The organism is Ammoniphilus sp. YIM 78166 (genome assembly GCF_004522215.1).
Lineage (GTDB): Bacteria > Bacillota > Bacilli > Aneurinibacillales > RAOX-1 > YIM-78166.
In genome coordinates this window covers 50928-65758 of record NZ_SDLR01000007.1, presented here as the reverse complement: position 1 = coordinate 65758, position 14831 = coordinate 50928, and the positions used below count along the sequence as shown (strand labels likewise).

At 46.7% G+C, this 14831-nt stretch carries 18 protein-coding genes; 8 read left to right on the top strand and 10 right to left on the bottom strand.

What is annotated here, in order from left to right:
• Positions 1 to 97: 97 nt before the first annotated feature.
• Positions 98 to 1306: an MFS transporter gene (locus tag EIZ58_RS26280; protein ID WP_240689430.1), complete on the bottom strand. Its 1209-nt coding sequence runs from the start codon at positions 1304 to 1306 to the stop codon at positions 98 to 100.
• An 81-nt stretch (positions 1307 to 1387) separates the two neighbouring features.
• Positions 1388 to 2317, bottom strand: coding sequence for a heme o synthase (cyoE, locus tag EIZ58_RS26275; protein WP_134703950.1), 930 nt, complete (start codon positions 2315 to 2317; stop codon positions 1388 to 1390).
• Between the two features lie 469 nt (positions 2318 to 2786).
• Between cyoE and proB the strand changes: the two genes are divergently transcribed.
• The 6 genes from proB to EIZ58_RS26245 all read left to right on the top strand — a co-directional run bounded on the left by proB (position 2787) and on the right by EIZ58_RS26245 (position 7773).
• Complete coding sequence (proB, locus tag EIZ58_RS26270; RefSeq protein ID WP_134703949.1) at positions 2787 to 3926, top strand: glutamate 5-kinase; 1140 nt, start codon at positions 2787 to 2789, stop codon at positions 3924 to 3926.
• A complete protein-coding gene (locus tag EIZ58_RS26265; RefSeq protein ID WP_134703948.1) occupies positions 3923 to 5164 on the top strand; it encodes a glutamate-5-semialdehyde dehydrogenase in 1242 nt (413 codons plus the stop codon). The genes proB and EIZ58_RS26265 overlap by 4 nt, the downstream gene beginning before the upstream one ends.
• 15 nt (positions 5165 to 5179) lie before the next feature.
• The gene (gene proC / locus EIZ58_RS26260; RefSeq protein WP_134703947.1) at positions 5180 to 6019 is read left to right on the top strand and encodes a pyrroline-5-carboxylate reductase; all 840 of its coding nucleotides are present in this window, start codon (positions 5180 to 5182) and stop codon (positions 6017 to 6019) included.
• Positions 6020 to 6117: 98 nt separating this feature from the next.
• Complete coding sequence (locus tag EIZ58_RS26255) at positions 6118 to 6975, top strand: ATP-binding cassette domain-containing protein (RefSeq protein ID WP_167577985.1); 858 nt, start codon at positions 6118 to 6120, stop codon at positions 6973 to 6975.
• Between the two features lie 109 nt (positions 6976 to 7084).
• Positions 7085 to 7402, top strand: coding sequence for a hypothetical protein (locus EIZ58_RS26250; RefSeq protein WP_240689429.1), 318 nt, complete (start codon positions 7085 to 7087; stop codon positions 7400 to 7402).
• 20 nt (positions 7403 to 7422) lie between these two features.
• Positions 7423 to 7773, top strand: a complete 351-nt coding sequence (locus EIZ58_RS26245) for a spore coat protein (protein ID WP_134703946.1) — start codon at positions 7423 to 7425, stop codon at positions 7771 to 7773.
• A gap of 138 nt (positions 7774 to 7911) precedes the next feature.
• On the opposite strand, the gene EIZ58_RS26240 is transcribed toward EIZ58_RS26245, so the two are convergent.
• The gene (locus tag EIZ58_RS26240) at positions 7912 to 8199 is read right to left on the bottom strand and encodes a DUF2573 family protein (protein ID WP_134703945.1); all 288 of its coding nucleotides are present in this window, start codon (positions 8197 to 8199) and stop codon (positions 7912 to 7914) included.
• Positions 8200 to 8337: 138 nt separating this feature from the next.
• On the opposite strand from EIZ58_RS26240, the gene EIZ58_RS26235 reads away from it, so the two are divergent.
• Positions 8338 to 8652, top strand: coding sequence for a YfhH family protein (locus EIZ58_RS26235; protein WP_134703944.1), 315 nt, complete (start codon positions 8338 to 8340; stop codon positions 8650 to 8652).
• Between the two features lie 31 nt (positions 8653 to 8683).
• A complete protein-coding gene (locus EIZ58_RS26230; protein WP_167577984.1) occupies positions 8684 to 8980 on the top strand; it encodes a cupredoxin domain-containing protein in 297 nt (98 codons plus the stop codon).
• A gap of 241 nt (positions 8981 to 9221) precedes the next feature.
• Here EIZ58_RS26230 and EIZ58_RS26225 read toward each other — a convergent pair whose 3' ends face one another.
• The 7 genes from EIZ58_RS26225 to EIZ58_RS26200 all read right to left on the bottom strand — a co-directional run bounded on the left by EIZ58_RS26225 (position 9222) and on the right by EIZ58_RS26200 (position 14805).
• Positions 9222 to 9416 (bottom strand): hypothetical protein, encoded by a 195-nt coding sequence (locus EIZ58_RS26225; RefSeq protein ID WP_134703942.1) that lies wholly within the window; start codon positions 9414 to 9416, stop codon positions 9222 to 9224.
• A gap of 174 nt (positions 9417 to 9590) precedes the next feature.
• Positions 9591 to 10535: a 4-hydroxy-3-methylbut-2-enyl diphosphate reductase gene (locus tag EIZ58_RS26220; RefSeq protein ID WP_134703941.1), complete on the bottom strand. Its 945-nt coding sequence runs from the start codon at positions 10533 to 10535 to the stop codon at positions 9591 to 9593.
• 97 nt (positions 10536 to 10632) lie between these two features.
• Positions 10633 to 10785 carry a DUF2759 family protein gene (locus tag EIZ58_RS26215; RefSeq protein WP_134703940.1) on the bottom strand — a complete coding sequence of 51 codons (153 nt, stop codon included), beginning with the start codon at positions 10783 to 10785 and terminating at the stop codon, positions 10633 to 10635.
• 116 nt (positions 10786 to 10901) lie between these two features.
• Positions 10902 to 11066 (bottom strand): hypothetical protein, encoded by a 165-nt coding sequence (locus EIZ58_RS33875; RefSeq protein WP_167577983.1) that lies wholly within the window; start codon positions 11064 to 11066, stop codon positions 10902 to 10904.
• Positions 11067 to 11096: 30 nt separating this feature from the next.
• Entirely contained in the window at positions 11097 to 11750 is a 654-nt protein-coding gene (locus EIZ58_RS26210; RefSeq protein WP_134703939.1) for a YigZ family protein, read from the bottom strand.
• Between the two features lie 88 nt (positions 11751 to 11838).
• Positions 11839 to 12972, bottom strand: a complete 1134-nt coding sequence (gene ald / locus EIZ58_RS26205; protein WP_134703938.1) for an alanine dehydrogenase — start codon at positions 12970 to 12972, stop codon at positions 11839 to 11841.
• Between the two features lie 132 nt (positions 12973 to 13104).
• A complete protein-coding gene (locus tag EIZ58_RS26200) occupies positions 13105 to 14805 on the bottom strand; it encodes a methyl-accepting chemotaxis protein (RefSeq protein ID WP_134703937.1) in 1701 nt (566 codons plus the stop codon).
• Positions 14806 to 14831: the final 26 nt, after the last annotated feature.

The window sequence follows — 14831 nt, the reverse complement described above, 5'->3', positions numbered from 1 at the left end:
TCTCCTCCTTAAAAAACAAAGCCCTGCCGCAAGGAACGTAACATTCCGTTGGCAAGGCATTATTCTTATTGATGATAACGCACACGTGCGTTCGGGGTCAAGACCTTGAGGTGACATTTTCAGCTTGCTGTTGGCCCTGTTGATAGCTGCGTTTAGACACGAAGCCAAGCAGGAAGAACCCAGCAAAGACAAAGCCTAAAAAGTAGAATAAGCTGTCCGGATGGATAAATTGGATGCCCATTCCCGCCATTCCTGGCCCCATGATGCTTCCAATACTAAACAGCATAGCCGCCAATACATTGGCACTTGGCAGCATGTGTTTGGGCAGAATATCCGCCAAATAAGCCAATCCGAGGGAGAAGAAAGAACCGACAGAACAGCCGGTGATAGCAAAAATAAGGATGATCACCGTCACATGATCTCCCGCTAAGGGAACAGTGGAAAAACCAACAGCCCCTATGGCACCCGCCGTCATCAGGACCCGTTTTCTCCCCACTCGATCGCTCCAGATGCCGAGAGGAAGCTGGGTCAGCAACGCTCCTCCTGCAAAAGAAAAAAGAATCAGGGACACCCACGCCTCCGAGATCCCAGTGCGTAAGGCATAAATCGGGAAGCTACCATTCATCACGGCTTCCATATAGCCATAGAGAAAAGCAGGAATCAAGGCATACCAACCATAGGAAAAGGTCTTTCGATACGACATTTTCTCTTCCTTTTTCATTACTTCTGGAAAATCATTTCCTAACCGAAGAACAAGACCAAAAGCAACAATATAAAAAAGAGCAATCACAAGAAAAGGAAGCCAGATATGAATCCCCATTAGATTGACTCCGAACGGCCCGATGCTAAACCCAGACCCATAGGCTAAACCATACAAGGAGATATTTCTGCCCCTGCGTTCCTCCGCACTGGTCGAGGTAATCCAAAGCTGAGAAGCATAATGCAAAGCGCTATCCCCTGCTCCAATCATAAACCTCAAGACAAACCACCATATTAAATTGTGCCAGAATGGGATCAATAATGACGCAAGAAGAACCATGATAATCCCAACTAGAATCATGGGCTTATAACCATACCTGCGCAACGGCTTCTCTACGAAAAAAGAAGCCGTAAACATCCCGATGTACAAAGCTGCGGCATTCCACCCATTTAAGACGGAAGAGTGACCCGCCTTTTCAATCATGATGGATAACAAAGGCAGCGTTAAGCCTTGGCTTAAGCCAGCGACCGCGACAGATAAAATTAAGATATAGAAACGATATTGTTCAGTTCGCGGATCCAAATACCGCTGTTTCATTCTTTTCATTGCTACCCCCGACAAATCCCAGATCATAATAGAAACCCCGCTTAAAATAGCGAGGTTTCATTCTATGTTTCTCTTATTAAATTATAGCGCATTTAGCATCATCACAACACATAAACCTGTTAAATACACAAGCGAGTACAGGAACATTTGGCGTGCCCACTTCATTACATCTTTTGCGAAGAAGCCCGCAACCGCCAAGGCTAGCCAGCCTAGTCCGAGCACAGCTGCAGTCACAAAATAGAATTTACCAACCACGCCCACGGTATAGAGGAATAGCGATACGGGAATCACAGCGGCTGTCCAGAGAAGGATTTGTCTTTTCGTTTCAAGGAATCCCTTCACGACCGGAAGCATCTGGTAGCCAGCGTTGCGATAGTCCTCCGATTTCAGTATAGCCAAAGCGAGGAAGTGAGGAATCTGCCAAAGGAACAAGAAAGCAAATAAGATCCAAGCCCCTTGCTCTAAATTTCCGGTTACGGCTGCCCATCCAATGATGGGAGGCATTGCGCCGGAGACGGCACCTACCACCGTGTTCAAATGGGTTGTTCTCTTCATCCAGGCCGTATAAACGACCACGTAAACAAAGGCCCCAATCAAACCTAGCAAGGCGGCTAACGCATTCGCGCCGACACCTAGAATCGTGGTTCCGGCTAGGATAAGGCCCATTCCATACATCAAGGCAAAGCGAGCTGACATGCGTCCGGAAGCGATAATTCGCTCTTTTGTACGCTCCATTTTCAAGTCCAAGTCACGATCCAAATAATTGTTTAGTACACAGGATCCCCCCATGACCAGTGAGCTCCCGATGACCGTCACTAAAAACAACAAGAAACTAAATGAGTCGCTCCATGCTGAAGCAAGCCAGAATCCGGTCACGATCACGATTAAATTTGATTTAACAATCCCAGGCTTCGTTACTTCAATATAATCTCTCCAGGTCAAAGGCAGAGATGCACGGTTATTCTCTGTTTCATCCGTCGTTGAACGTTCATAGGATACGGACGTTTCCATATATAAGACCCCTTCCTACCTTCTCTTTATCTTTTTTTCGTTAAAGTATATGTCGGTGATTTTAACCATGAATACAGTTATAACATATCAATTGTATGTGTGAGGCCCATCGATGTCAAGGTAAAGACGAGGACAACAATTTAACTCTTGACTCCTTTTCAGAAATTCATGCATAATAATACAATATAATTGAACTGAACAATATCCATCGCTATGATGGGGAATCAGTAAGGGTCAAGCGTTCCAGAGAACGACGGTCAATAGGCTGCAAGCCGTCGACGCAATTGCCTTCCTGTCCTGCCCCAGAGCCTCCAGGGAATGAACCTGGACAGGGTGAGACCCTGTTATCAACGAATCAAGTGGGCATGAATGCCAATTTAAGGTGGTACCGCGGAAGAAACCCTTTCGTCCTTTTTTATAGGGACGGGAGGGTTTATTTTTTTTGATTTTAAAGAAGGGGGTCCTACGGATGCAAAACCTATTGGGTAAGAAAAAATGCAGGATTGCCGTAAAAATTGGGAGCAGTTCCTTAACCGAAGATGAAGGCGGACTGTCCCTATCTAAGCTTGTCGACCATGTCAGCGCCCTTGCCCATATTCACAAAATGGGTCATGAAGTCGTACTCATCTCATCCGGAGCGGTTGCGGCTGGCTTTACCCTTCTAGGCTTTTCCAGCAAGCCTAGCTCCATTGAAATGAAGCAAGCATCAGCAGCAGTTGGGCAAGGCCAGCTCATCCAAACCTATGCCCATGCCTTTTCTCATTATCACATTCCTGTGGGACAGATTCTGTTGACCCGCCGTGATTTTTCGACGCGAAGACAATTTATCAACGCGCATAACACCCTATCGGCCCTCTTACAAAAGCGCGCCATCCCGATCATTAATGAGAATGACACGGTAGCCATAGAAGAATTGACCTTTGGCGATAATGACATGTTGTCTGCTCTGGTGGCGGGTGCCTTGCATGCGGATTTGCTCATTATACTCACGGACACCGACGGTGTGTATGACGCCAACCCTCGTGTAAATCCACAGGCCAAGAAGTTTGATTATATTGAAAAAATCACCCCTGCCATTGAGGAGATGGCCACCGGCGCCGGATCCAAAGTAGGTACAGGCGGGATGAGATCCAAAATTCTCGCAGCCAAAACCGCCCTATCCTTTGGCGTGAATGTGTTTGTAGGTCGCGGTCAAGGTAAAGAAAAGCTTGCCGACATCATGAATGGAACGGGACAGGGAACCTACTTCGGCTCCTCTTCCCTATCCACCATGAATAACAAGAAACAGTGGATTGCCTTCCACGCGGATGTGAAGGGCTCTCTCATTGTTGACCAAGGGGCGAAAATGGCGCTTCTCGAGCAAGGGAAAAGCTTGCTTCCTTCCGGGATTACCGCAGTTGAGGGATTGTTTCAAAAAGGGGAAGTCGTTGAGGTCGTCACCTCTTCCGGAGAACGGCTGGGAAAAGGAGTCGTCAATTACGCCTCGGATCTCGTTGAACTCGTGAAGGGAAATTCATCGGATTATGCGATGGCACAAGCTCAAGCCACTAAGCCCGAGGTCATTCATCGGGACGAATGGGTATCTTATGATTGGAGGGATATGTCATGAACGAACTAATTCAAAAAGGAATCGCAGCGAAAAAAGCAGCGAAAGTCTTGAACCGGACTTCAACCGAACAGAAAAATCGAGCCTTGGCCGCTATGGCTGAGCAGCTTTTATCGAATACCGCCTTTCTTCTGGAAGAAAACGAGAAAGATTTAGAAAACGCGCGTCAGCAAAACACTTCGGCAGCCATTATGGACCGCCTTTCCCTTAGCGAGAAGCGGATCCAAGAGATGGCGGAAGGACTGCGACAAGTGATCGAGCTGGCCGATCCTGTGGGCGAAGTCATGGAGACCTTCACGAGACCGAATGGTCTGCGGATCGAAAAAGTTCGCGTTCCTCTTGGAGTGGCAGGAATTATTTATGAGGCTCGTCCGAATGTCACCGTCGATGCCGCAGCCCTTTGCCTTAAAACCGGAAACGCAGCTTATCTGCGAGGCAGCTCGTCTGCCATCCATTCCAACAAAGCCATCATTCACTTGATCCAAAACGCTTTAGAAGAAGCGGGATTACCAAAAGAGGCAGTTCAGCTCCTAGAGGATACATCCTATGAGACTTCCAATCAAATGCTTCGTCTCAATCAATATCTCGATGTTCTAATCCCTAGAGGAGGAGCTGGCCTCATCACGCACGTCGTGCAGAACGCGACCGTGCCTGTTTTAGAAACAGGCGTCGGAAACTGCCACATCTATGTCGATGAAAGTGCACAGCTCGATATGGCTATCAACATTATGTTAAACGCCAAAACCCAACGCCCTGGTGTATGTAATGCAGTAGAAACGGTACTTCTCCACCCTGAATGGGCGAAACAGAACCTTGATGCTGCGATCGACGCGCTGGAGGCTAAAGGGGTCGAAATCCGCACTTGCGAAAAAACACGTGCACTGAAGCCTGGGCTTAAGGCGGCCGTGGAAGCCGACTGGGAAAGTGAGTTCCTTGATCTGATCTTAGCAGTAAGAACGGTAGACTTAGATGAAGCCATCTCGCATATAGAACAGTATGGAAGCGGTCATTCCGAATGCATCTTAACCGAAAACCAGGAGAATGCTGAACGCTTTTTACGTGAAATTGACGCAGCGGCCGTTTACCATAACGCGTCCACTCGATTTACGGATGGGTTTGAATTCGGGTTTGGAGCCGAGATCGGAATTAGTACACAAAAGCTTCACGCACGCGGACCTATGGGACTCAAGGAGTTGACCTCCTATAAGTACCTATTGCACGGCCAAGGCCAAACTCGATAATTTAGGAGGCACAACATGTTAGCTGATAAAAAAGTCTGCTTTTTGGGGGCCGGCGCCATGGCGGAGGCTGTTCTGGCCGGGATGCTCAACAAGAGGATCGTTAAGCCAGGCGCTGTAAGCATCACCAACCGCAGCGATCGATTCCGTCTCGATGAGTTAGTCTATAATTTTGGCGTCGTAGCAGATGCTAATCAAAAGGACAGCTCCATCCAGGATGCTGATATCCTGATTTTGGCCATGAAGCCTAAGGATGTTCACTCGGCCCTTGAGGAAATCAGACATTTGACGAATCCAAACCAACTCGTCATTTCCGTTGTAGCGGGAATCACGACTTCCTTCATCAGTTCCCTTCTGGGACATCACGCCCCAGTGATTCGGACCATGCCGAATACGTCGGCCACAATTGGACTATCGGCAACCGGCATCTGCCAAGGGGAAACGGCAACCGATGAGCACTTGGAGCTGGCGAAACATATCTTTGAGTCCATCGGTATGGTCGTGGTTGTAGAAGAGGGGCAGCTTGACGCCGTAACGGGCCTTTCCGGCAGCGGTCCTGCCTACATCTATTACCTGGTAGAAGCCATGCAAGCCGGGGCGGTGAAAGCGGGACTAGAGGAGCACACCGCTCGCGAACTCATCCTGCAAACCTTGATTGGCGCCGCGCATATGCTAATCGAGACAGGAGAAGATCCTGCCGCCCTTCGTGAAAAAGTGACCTCACCAAACGGGACGACGCAAGCTGGTTTAGATAAATTGCGTTCCTATCAATTTGAAGAAGCTTTAGTTTCCTGCATCTTAAGAGCAACAGAACGCTCGAAAGAATTAGGAGCATTATTATCTGAAAGCAAATCATAATATGAAAACAGGGCTTCTTGAAGCCCTGTTTTCCTTTTTCTGGACAGGGGCTCTTCCCTCCCCTCGTTTTTTACCTTATACTGGATGGTACGACCAATATGAATAAAGGAGAACTCATTGTGGAGATCTATGCCTTATACGGTCCTAGCGGAACCGGCAAAAGTACAAGCGCCCTGGCTCTTGCTCATAAATATAAAATTAATGCGATTATTGATGATGGACTACTGATCTATCAAGGAAAAAAAGTAGCCGGACAATCGGCCAAATATGAAAAAACAACCGTCCAAGCGGTGAAGCGCGCCATCTTCTTTTGGAAGGAACACGCTGAAGCCGTGAAAGAAGCCCTAGAAAGTCATCCGATCGAGCGGCTCCTCATTTTAGGGACCTCCCAAAAAATGATTCACCGGATCCAAGAAGCCCTTTCGCTGCCCGAGATTCATCATTACATTAATATTGAAGATGTCCGCTCTTCTGCCGAAATCAAGGCCGCCCTATTCGACCGCGGCACTCAGGGAAGGCATGTTATTCCCATTCCTCGCGTGCAAGTCGAGCAGGACTTTGTTCAAAGACTCATTGCACAAGTGGATAAGATCTTCTCCCCGAAAAAAGAGGAAATCGGAGAAACAACCATTGTCCACCCTCAGTTCCAAACGGGAAAAATCCATGTTTCGGAGCATGTGATGAAAAAAATAGCTTTACATAGCTGCCAAACGCTCCCCTTCTTACAGGAGTTTCGGAAGATCAAAATGGATATGGATAATGTCCCAAGCATTGAAGTCGACGTCCATCTAAAAGTGGATCTCACTCAAAATGTAAATGCCTTGGCCAGTCAGATTCAGGACCAAATTTTCCATGCTTTTGAGGAATATTTGGACCTGGAACTAGAACAAATTCGCGTATTGGTCTCCCATATCCAGATTCATTCTCCGGCTACTGCAGCAAGCCCAGTCCTCTAGACTGGGCTCTTTTTTTCCCAAAAACTAAATCGTCTAGATTCCATCCCCGGAGGGAAAAACATAACTGGTGCAGTTTTCACTGCCCTATCCTTGCGTAGGAGGGACTCGGATGCAAACAACGATGCAGCAGCCGCAGCAACAACAGCAACAAAATCAGCCCATGTTTATGACCCCCCCTCAAGTAGTCACAAGCAAAGATTTGCTTTACTTGAAGGACGCAATGTCTTGGCTTTTAGATGCATTTAAAAAATGTTCACATTTCTCCTCCCAAGTCCAAGATCCACAGCTCCGTCAGGAGATTGATCGAATTGGACAAATGCACCAGCGCCACTATAATATGCTGTTGCAACATTGCGCAAACAACAATATGCAGCAGATGATGGCCGTACAGCAGCAACAGCAGCAGCAGAACCAGATGTCTCAATAAAAGAAAAAGGAGGGATACAGATGCAACAACAAAACCAAAATGCAAACGTCATTAAGAACCCCAAGCCAGCCAGCGAGCCCAAAGTCAAAGGCCCGCAGATGAATGACCGCGATTTCCTCAACGATATCCTTCTCACGGAGAAGTATCTAACTGACAGCTTGAACGTAGCGGTGCGTGAGGCCAGCCATGATTCCCTCCACCAGGATTACATGACGATCCTCATGGAAACACACCAGGCCCAGCGCCACGCTTTCAATCTCATGTTTCAAAAAGGGTGGTACAAGCTTGAAGCCGAACAGCAGCAAAAGCTTGACCAAGCCCACAAGCAATTCAGCAATTACAGCAGTCAGTTTCCTTACCCTATCCAGTAAGCGAAAAGACAAAAAAAGGAGCGGTCCTCATGGGACGCTCCTTTTTTTTACCGCATAGGAGATTATATGTTATTTTAATTTATTTAATTTAACATAATCTCCTATCGGCAACAAAAACTTCCTCTAAAGAAGTTTTTTTTATTCGCTCTTGTTAAAGTTCGTCTGATGCTCGCGGATCTGTTTCTTGTTTTCTTCGTTTAAGCGCTGGATCTCCTCAAAGATCTCTCGAATCTTCCGTTTAGCGTCTTGGTGCTGCTCTTCCGACGTCCAATGCTTAACCAAAGGAGGCATAACCTTCAGCATATGACTGTATATCGACCAGACCTTTACCATCTCCACTCGTTCTTCCGTCGCCTCACCTGTCAGCAATTCAGTAAACTTATATAATAAGCCATCTAATTCAGGCACGATCTTTTCCTGTGACATGGACCTTTCACTCCTTTCCTAGAAGCAGTTAACCTTTTATACATAGTAGTAAAGTTACTTATATTCTTTCAATTTCCATTCAGAATGTCAATGTTATAATATGAAGTAAGGAAAAAAAACGGAAAGAAGGAATCATTTATGGATAAGCGTTACAGTGAAATGACAAAAGAAGAGTTAGACTATGAACTGCTAAAGCTGAAAGAAGCCTCCATGAAAAAGCACCAAGCAGGCTTTTTCTCGGAAGCAGCGGTTTTAGAGCAAAAATTCTACATGGCAAAATCGTATACGCTCGATCCTAGTCGTTACCTGCCAGGGCAAGCCTACCAGGTTACAGGATATGAGGGAGACTTTACGATCTCCTATATGAACGGGGTCATGGCGTGGGGGCATTTTAAAGATTCATCAGAGGAGGTTGCTTTTCCGATTGGCCGATTAACATCTGTGGCATACTAGGGATATGATACATGTAAAATTATTCCTGTTCATGTGTTGTTTGGTTGTTGGCGCCTCTTCCGCCCATGCGGCTACTCCTGTTGTGGTTCTAACGGAAACAGGGATCATTCCTGCTACCGTCACGGTGAGTAAAGGAGAAGAAGTACAGCTTGTCATTAACAGCAAGCTAGAAGGCATGCATCGATTCACCCTCCCGGAGCTTGGACTTCAGACGAGGTACTTAAGGGCAGGCGATATGGTCACGTTGACCTTCAAGCCTGAAAAGGCAGGAGAATTCACGTATTCCGTGCCACCGTCCCCATGGAAAGGGAAGCTGGTTGTGAAATAAGGGGATAATTCCGCTTAAATCTCAAAATGAAGGAATCTCTGACGGTTTAAGCGGAGTTATACGACTATATTGGTGAAAGTGTTACTAAAATCACCAGCACTGACACAATAGTCGTATTTGTACGATTAATTTAGCTTATTCAGAAGCAGGCTCGAGAAGTAAGCGGAATTCTAAGGCTATTTTCTGAAGAAAAAACAACAAAAGCTGGATCCCCCACCCACGGGGAACTCCAGCTTTTTATCTATACCGCCAAACTTGCAGCTTTATACTCGCGAATTCTTCCGCTGCGAAGCTGTCTCTCGAATGCGTCCTTATCCATTACAAATCCGAGTGTAGAGTCCATATACTTACATGCATAGAAATTTGGGTCCGCTTCCTCTACAATAAAGGGCTCAATTTCATAATTCCATCTAAATTGCTGATCCATCTGTTTCATTACAACCATCTCCTTTTTCGTTTTTCTCTTAACTGTATTATAACAAGTTATTTATGTAACAGCAAGTGTTTTTATAAATTATTATATAACAACAGAAGCATAAAAAGGGGTGTCCCTTAAAGCCGGTAAGATTGGCTGCTCGGGTCACCCTTTTCTTTGCGGATAATATGGATCTTATGCTTTTTCCTTCACCGTTGGAAGGATCTTATCCATCTTGACGGTACGTTTAATCTCCCATGTGGCTGGGTCGGCTTCATCATATTGCTCGAGATAATGAATGACCTCACGCGTGATGGGGGTTGGCGTGGAGGCTCCAGCGGTGACGGCCACTTTCTTTCTTCCTTTCAGCCACTCTTGTTTAATCTCGGTGACATCCCCAATGCGATAAGCTTCTGTACCGGCGATTTCTTCTGATACCTGAGCCAATCGATTGGAGTTATTACTCTTCGGGTCACCGACCACCAGAAGCAGGTCAGCTTCCTTCGCCTGTTCTGCAACAGCTTCCTGTCTCACCTGCGTCGCTAAGCAGATCTCATTATGAATCTCGGCATGCGGGTATTTCTTGATGCACGCATTCATGATGTGCTTAATATCCCACTGGCTCATCGTCGTTTGGTTTGTTACGATCAGCTTCTCGTTTTGCAACTCCAAGCGCTCCAGATCTTCTAAACTTTCAATTAAGTGAACATGCTCAGGCGCATTCCCTAATGCCCCTTCCGGCTCTGGATGGCCCTTCTTGCCGATGTAAATGATATGGTAACCTTCTGCTACTTTTTCCTTGATCAGATCATGCGTCTTCGTGACATCCGGGCACGTTGCATCCACCACCATCAGCCCCTTGTCTCTAGCCTTCTGCTTGACCTGCGGAGACACGCCGTGGGCTGTGAAAATGACCGTGCCTTTATCAATTTTCTCCAGCATGTTTAAGCGGTCCGGACCTTCTATCGTTATAATACCTTCTCGCTCAAATGCTTCTACGACATGGCTGTTATGCACAATCATGCCAAGGATATATATCGGACGAGGAAAGTCAAAGTTCTTTGCTGTCTGCAAGGCCAATACCATCGCATCGACCACTCCGTAGCAATAGCCCCGGGGACTGATTTTCAATACTTCCATGTTGGTTCCTCCCCTTTAACTTAGGTTCGACTACCATTATAACTTATCTTTTGCGAAAGGGCATGAAAAAACCGCTCCGGATGGAGCGGTCTTCCCGTTAGATGATCATAGCTAAAACGGTGCAAAAAATAAAAGTCAAGAAGGAAACGGTAGAGAACACAAAACCAAACGTGTTTCCTTGCTTCTTGGTTTGAACGATACCGTAAGCCGAAAGCAACGCTGTTGCTAAAAGGATTAAAATCATCACCATCGTTTATCACACTCCATTGCATAGGTCTGTCCCTAAGTATACACTTACCTATTTTAAAAGTTTTCCTGCTTAGAGTAAACTACTTTTTGAGATGTACATGATTCTGCCACAAATTTCTATTCGGAGTGGATGACGCCAAAATGCTTTTGCTGCTGGCAATTCGGACAATACAGCTCGGCAGCCGCCTCCGTTTGAAACTCTTGAAACATCTCCTTCGCTTCCTTCACAGGATCTCCACACCCTGGGCATAGGGTAGTGTGCTTCGCATCTTTTTTGGTCATGTGAGGCCCTCCGTAAAATCCCTGGATTTTCTATAGTGTTTCCTGAACCTCTTTATTAAATTCGATATAACGCGGATCTCCTTGGGTCGTCTCCACTTGACCGCTTGTTACATCCGTCATCCAGGTCAGGAGAGGCTCTTCCTTCCCTCTCTCTACCAGCACCGTTACCGTCACCATGTCCAAATAATCAATATGATCGATAATATATTCAGGCTTCGCGCGAAGCTCATTTTCAATTTTTCCGAGGAAAGTATAATCCACTTTGAAAAGATAGGAGTCATGTAATACCCGCTCAACTACACGGCCTGCTTTTAACGCTTCAGAAGCCCCTTTCCCGTAAGCGCGGATAAGACCGCCTGCTCCAAGCTTGATGCCTCCAAAATAACGAGTGACGACCACAACCGTGTCTTTCACATGGTTTTTCTTTAGAACTTCTAGGATAGGCTTGCCGGCCGTTCCGCTTGGCTCCCCATCATCATCTGCTTTTTGGATATGGTCATGCTCGCCAATCAGATAAGCCGAACAGTTGTGAGTCGCATCCCAATGCTTTTTCTTAATCTCAGCGATAAACGCTTGGGCTTTCTCTTCGGTTTCGGCACGTTGTACATAACAAATAAATCGGGATCGATTAATATCAATTTCCGTTTCTCCGTAGCCTTGTATGGTGAAATAACGTTGAAGCATTCGGCACCACCCCTTATTTTTCTACAGGTAGCATTATAGCATAAAAGCAGGAAAGACCGAAGGGAGCCCCCTTCGGTCTTCATCGTCACTATACGCTTACATTCTGGCCCGTGAGGATGGTTTCCACCGCCACAGGCGTATAGCCATGTGCCTCAGCAACCGCTTTGTACGTCACTTTGCCGTCTACAACATTGATCCCCTTCGCAAGAGCCTTGTTCTCAAGAGCGGCTTTTTTCCAGCCCTTGTTGGCAATCTGTACACCATAAGGAACAGTTACGTTAGTTAAAGCGATAGTTGACGTACGCGCTACAGCGCCTGGCATATTAGCTACAGCATAGTGCAAGACGCCATGCTTCACATACGTTGGATCGCTGTGAGTGGTAATGCGGTCAATGGTTTCAATGGAGCCGCCTTGGTCAATCGCTACGTCCACGATCACGGAACCAGGCTGCATGGCTTTCACCATGTCTTCCGTCACCAACTTAGGGGCACGGGCACCAGGAATCAGAACCGCTCCGACCACAAGATCCGCTTTTTTCACGGCTTCCGCAAGATTATAGCTATTCGACATCAACGTCTTCAGGCGACCTTGGAACTGGTCATCCAACTGACGAAGACGGTCTGCACTGATATCCAGAAGCGTTACGCTTGCTCCTAATCCTATAGCCATCTTAGCGGCGTTCGTTCCTACGATTCCACCGCCTACAATCACAACCTCTGCTGGTGCAACCCCAGGTACTCCACCAAGCAATACCCCTTTTCCGCCCTTGGACTTCTCGAGGAATTGCGCTCCGATCTGGATGGACATTCTTCCTGCCACTTCACTCATCGGCGTGAGCAAAGGAAGTGATCCGTTGTCTGCTTGGATCGTTTCATAAGCAATGGCAACCACTTTGTGATCTACTAAAGCTTTAGTCAGTTCAGGCTCTGGAGCTAAGTGCAGATAAGTATAAAGAATCAATCCCTCGCGGAAAAACCCATATTCCTCTTTTAGCGGTTCTTTGACTTTTACAACCATCTCAGCCGACCACGCTTCTTTTGCCGTAGCAACAATCTTCGCTCCAGCCGCCTGGTAGTCTTCATCTGTGAAGCCGCTGCCCATGCCTGCGCTCGCTTCTACCCATACTTCATGTCCATTATTTTTAAACGCCGCAACGCCTGCTGGTGTTAATCCGACGCGATTCTCGTTGTTTTTAATCTCTTTTGGAACTCCAATAATCATTCTAATCAGCTCCTTCAAATAGGTCCTGGCCGTATTATCATTTACTATTACAGTATAATGTAATAAAAATTTCTTCTCCTTATGTAAAAATCAAAAAAATCGGAGACTGCCTTGTGGAAATCCACAAAAGACCTATTCTACTTTAAACTGGCAAACTTCCTCTCTTAATCTCTCAGCGAGTTCACGGAAGGCATGAGCGGTTTCATAGATGGCGGACATCGCTTGGGCTTGCTCCTCTGTGCTGGCAGCTATGGTTTGCGCCCCAGATGCCGATTGCTCTGTAATGCTGGCAATACCTTCGATCTCTTCTAAAATATGACTCGATTCTTCATGAAGCTCGGTAAAGATGGATTGAATATGCAACGCGTCCTGCTCGGTCTGCTGAACATGATCGACAATAAGGGCGAGGGCCTCACCCCCTTGCTCCATCATTTGAACCTGCTTTTTGACCGAGGATAAATTATTCTCCATCATGCCTACTGTTTTCCCTGTTTCCTCTTGCATGCTCTTAATAAGGCTTGAGATCTGCTCAGCTGCCCGCTTCGATTCATCGGCTAGCTTTCGCACTTCCTCAGCCACGACAGCAAAGCCTTTTCCTTGCGCACCCGCTCTGGCCGCCTCAATCGCTGCATTCAAGGCCAGGAGATTAGTTTGGTTGGAGATATCGGTAATCGTCGTCACGATCCCCCCAATCTCTTTCGCCCGTTCTTCCAGACGATGAATCGAGTGATTGGAGCTCGAAAACAGCTGATTCATCTCGTGCAAATGAGAAATGGCTTGCCTCATGGTTTCTTTGCCGGTCAGGGCCGTTTCTGTGGACATCTGGGCATTGGCTGCGGTTTCCTCTGCTTTTTCCAATCCTACCTGCACTTGGAGCTGCGTGTCTTCCATTTTCTTCAACACTGAGGAGGTATGCTCGGATTGCTTGGTTGAACCAACAGCTACCTCGTGTAAGGTCTGCACCATGAGTTTCGATGCATCATGGGTTAAAGTCGCTTTTTCTGTCAGCGAACCCGAAAGGGAAGTAACCGAATGGGATTCGGAAAGGATCCGCTCTACGATCATTTTCAAATTGAATAAGAACTGGTTTAGGGCATAGGCTAACTGACTGATCTCGTCTTTTCCAGCGACTCTCAGCTGTTGAGTCAAATCCCCACCTCGCCTCGCAAGCCCCATCAGCTCTTGCTCTAGTATCTTTAACGGTTGGGTTATCTGCCTGGAAACAAGAATCGAGAGTACGATGGTTAGGAATATAGCCGCGGCTGATGTCAGGAGGATCCATTGATAAGCCGAAGAAATCGCGAGCAAGGTCTGCTCCGTTGCTTCATAGGTACTGGCTTCGTTTAACTCAGAAAGCTGGTTGATGGCTTCATACGCCTTCTCCCAGTTCGGCCTTACTGCTTGGTAATCCAAATGGGCAAAGAAACTATCCCCCTCTTCTACTCTTTCTAGAATTTGCGGGATCATCTCGGAGAAGGTGCTCCACTCTCTGTAAAAGGTATCATATAATTGCTGCTGTGCTTCATCCCGGATCATGGATTCATATTGCAGACGCTCGGTTTCTAGTAATTGAAGGGACTGCGCCAACTCTACTTTGCGCATCTCGGCGTGCTCCGGCTGGTTTTCTAGTGCAAGATCAAGTAAGAGGCGTGAAACATTCGATACCTCAGATTCCATCTTTCCTAGTACGGAAACACTAGGAATCGATTCGTTGGCAATGGTTTTGGTTTTTTCACCAATGGTAGAGAGGATAAAAAAGGAAAAGGAGCTAATGCCAATCAGCAAGAGCAAGACGGTAGCAAATCCGGTAATGAGCTTGGTTTTAATCTTCAATGTAATCAGACCCCTAAAATTTTGTC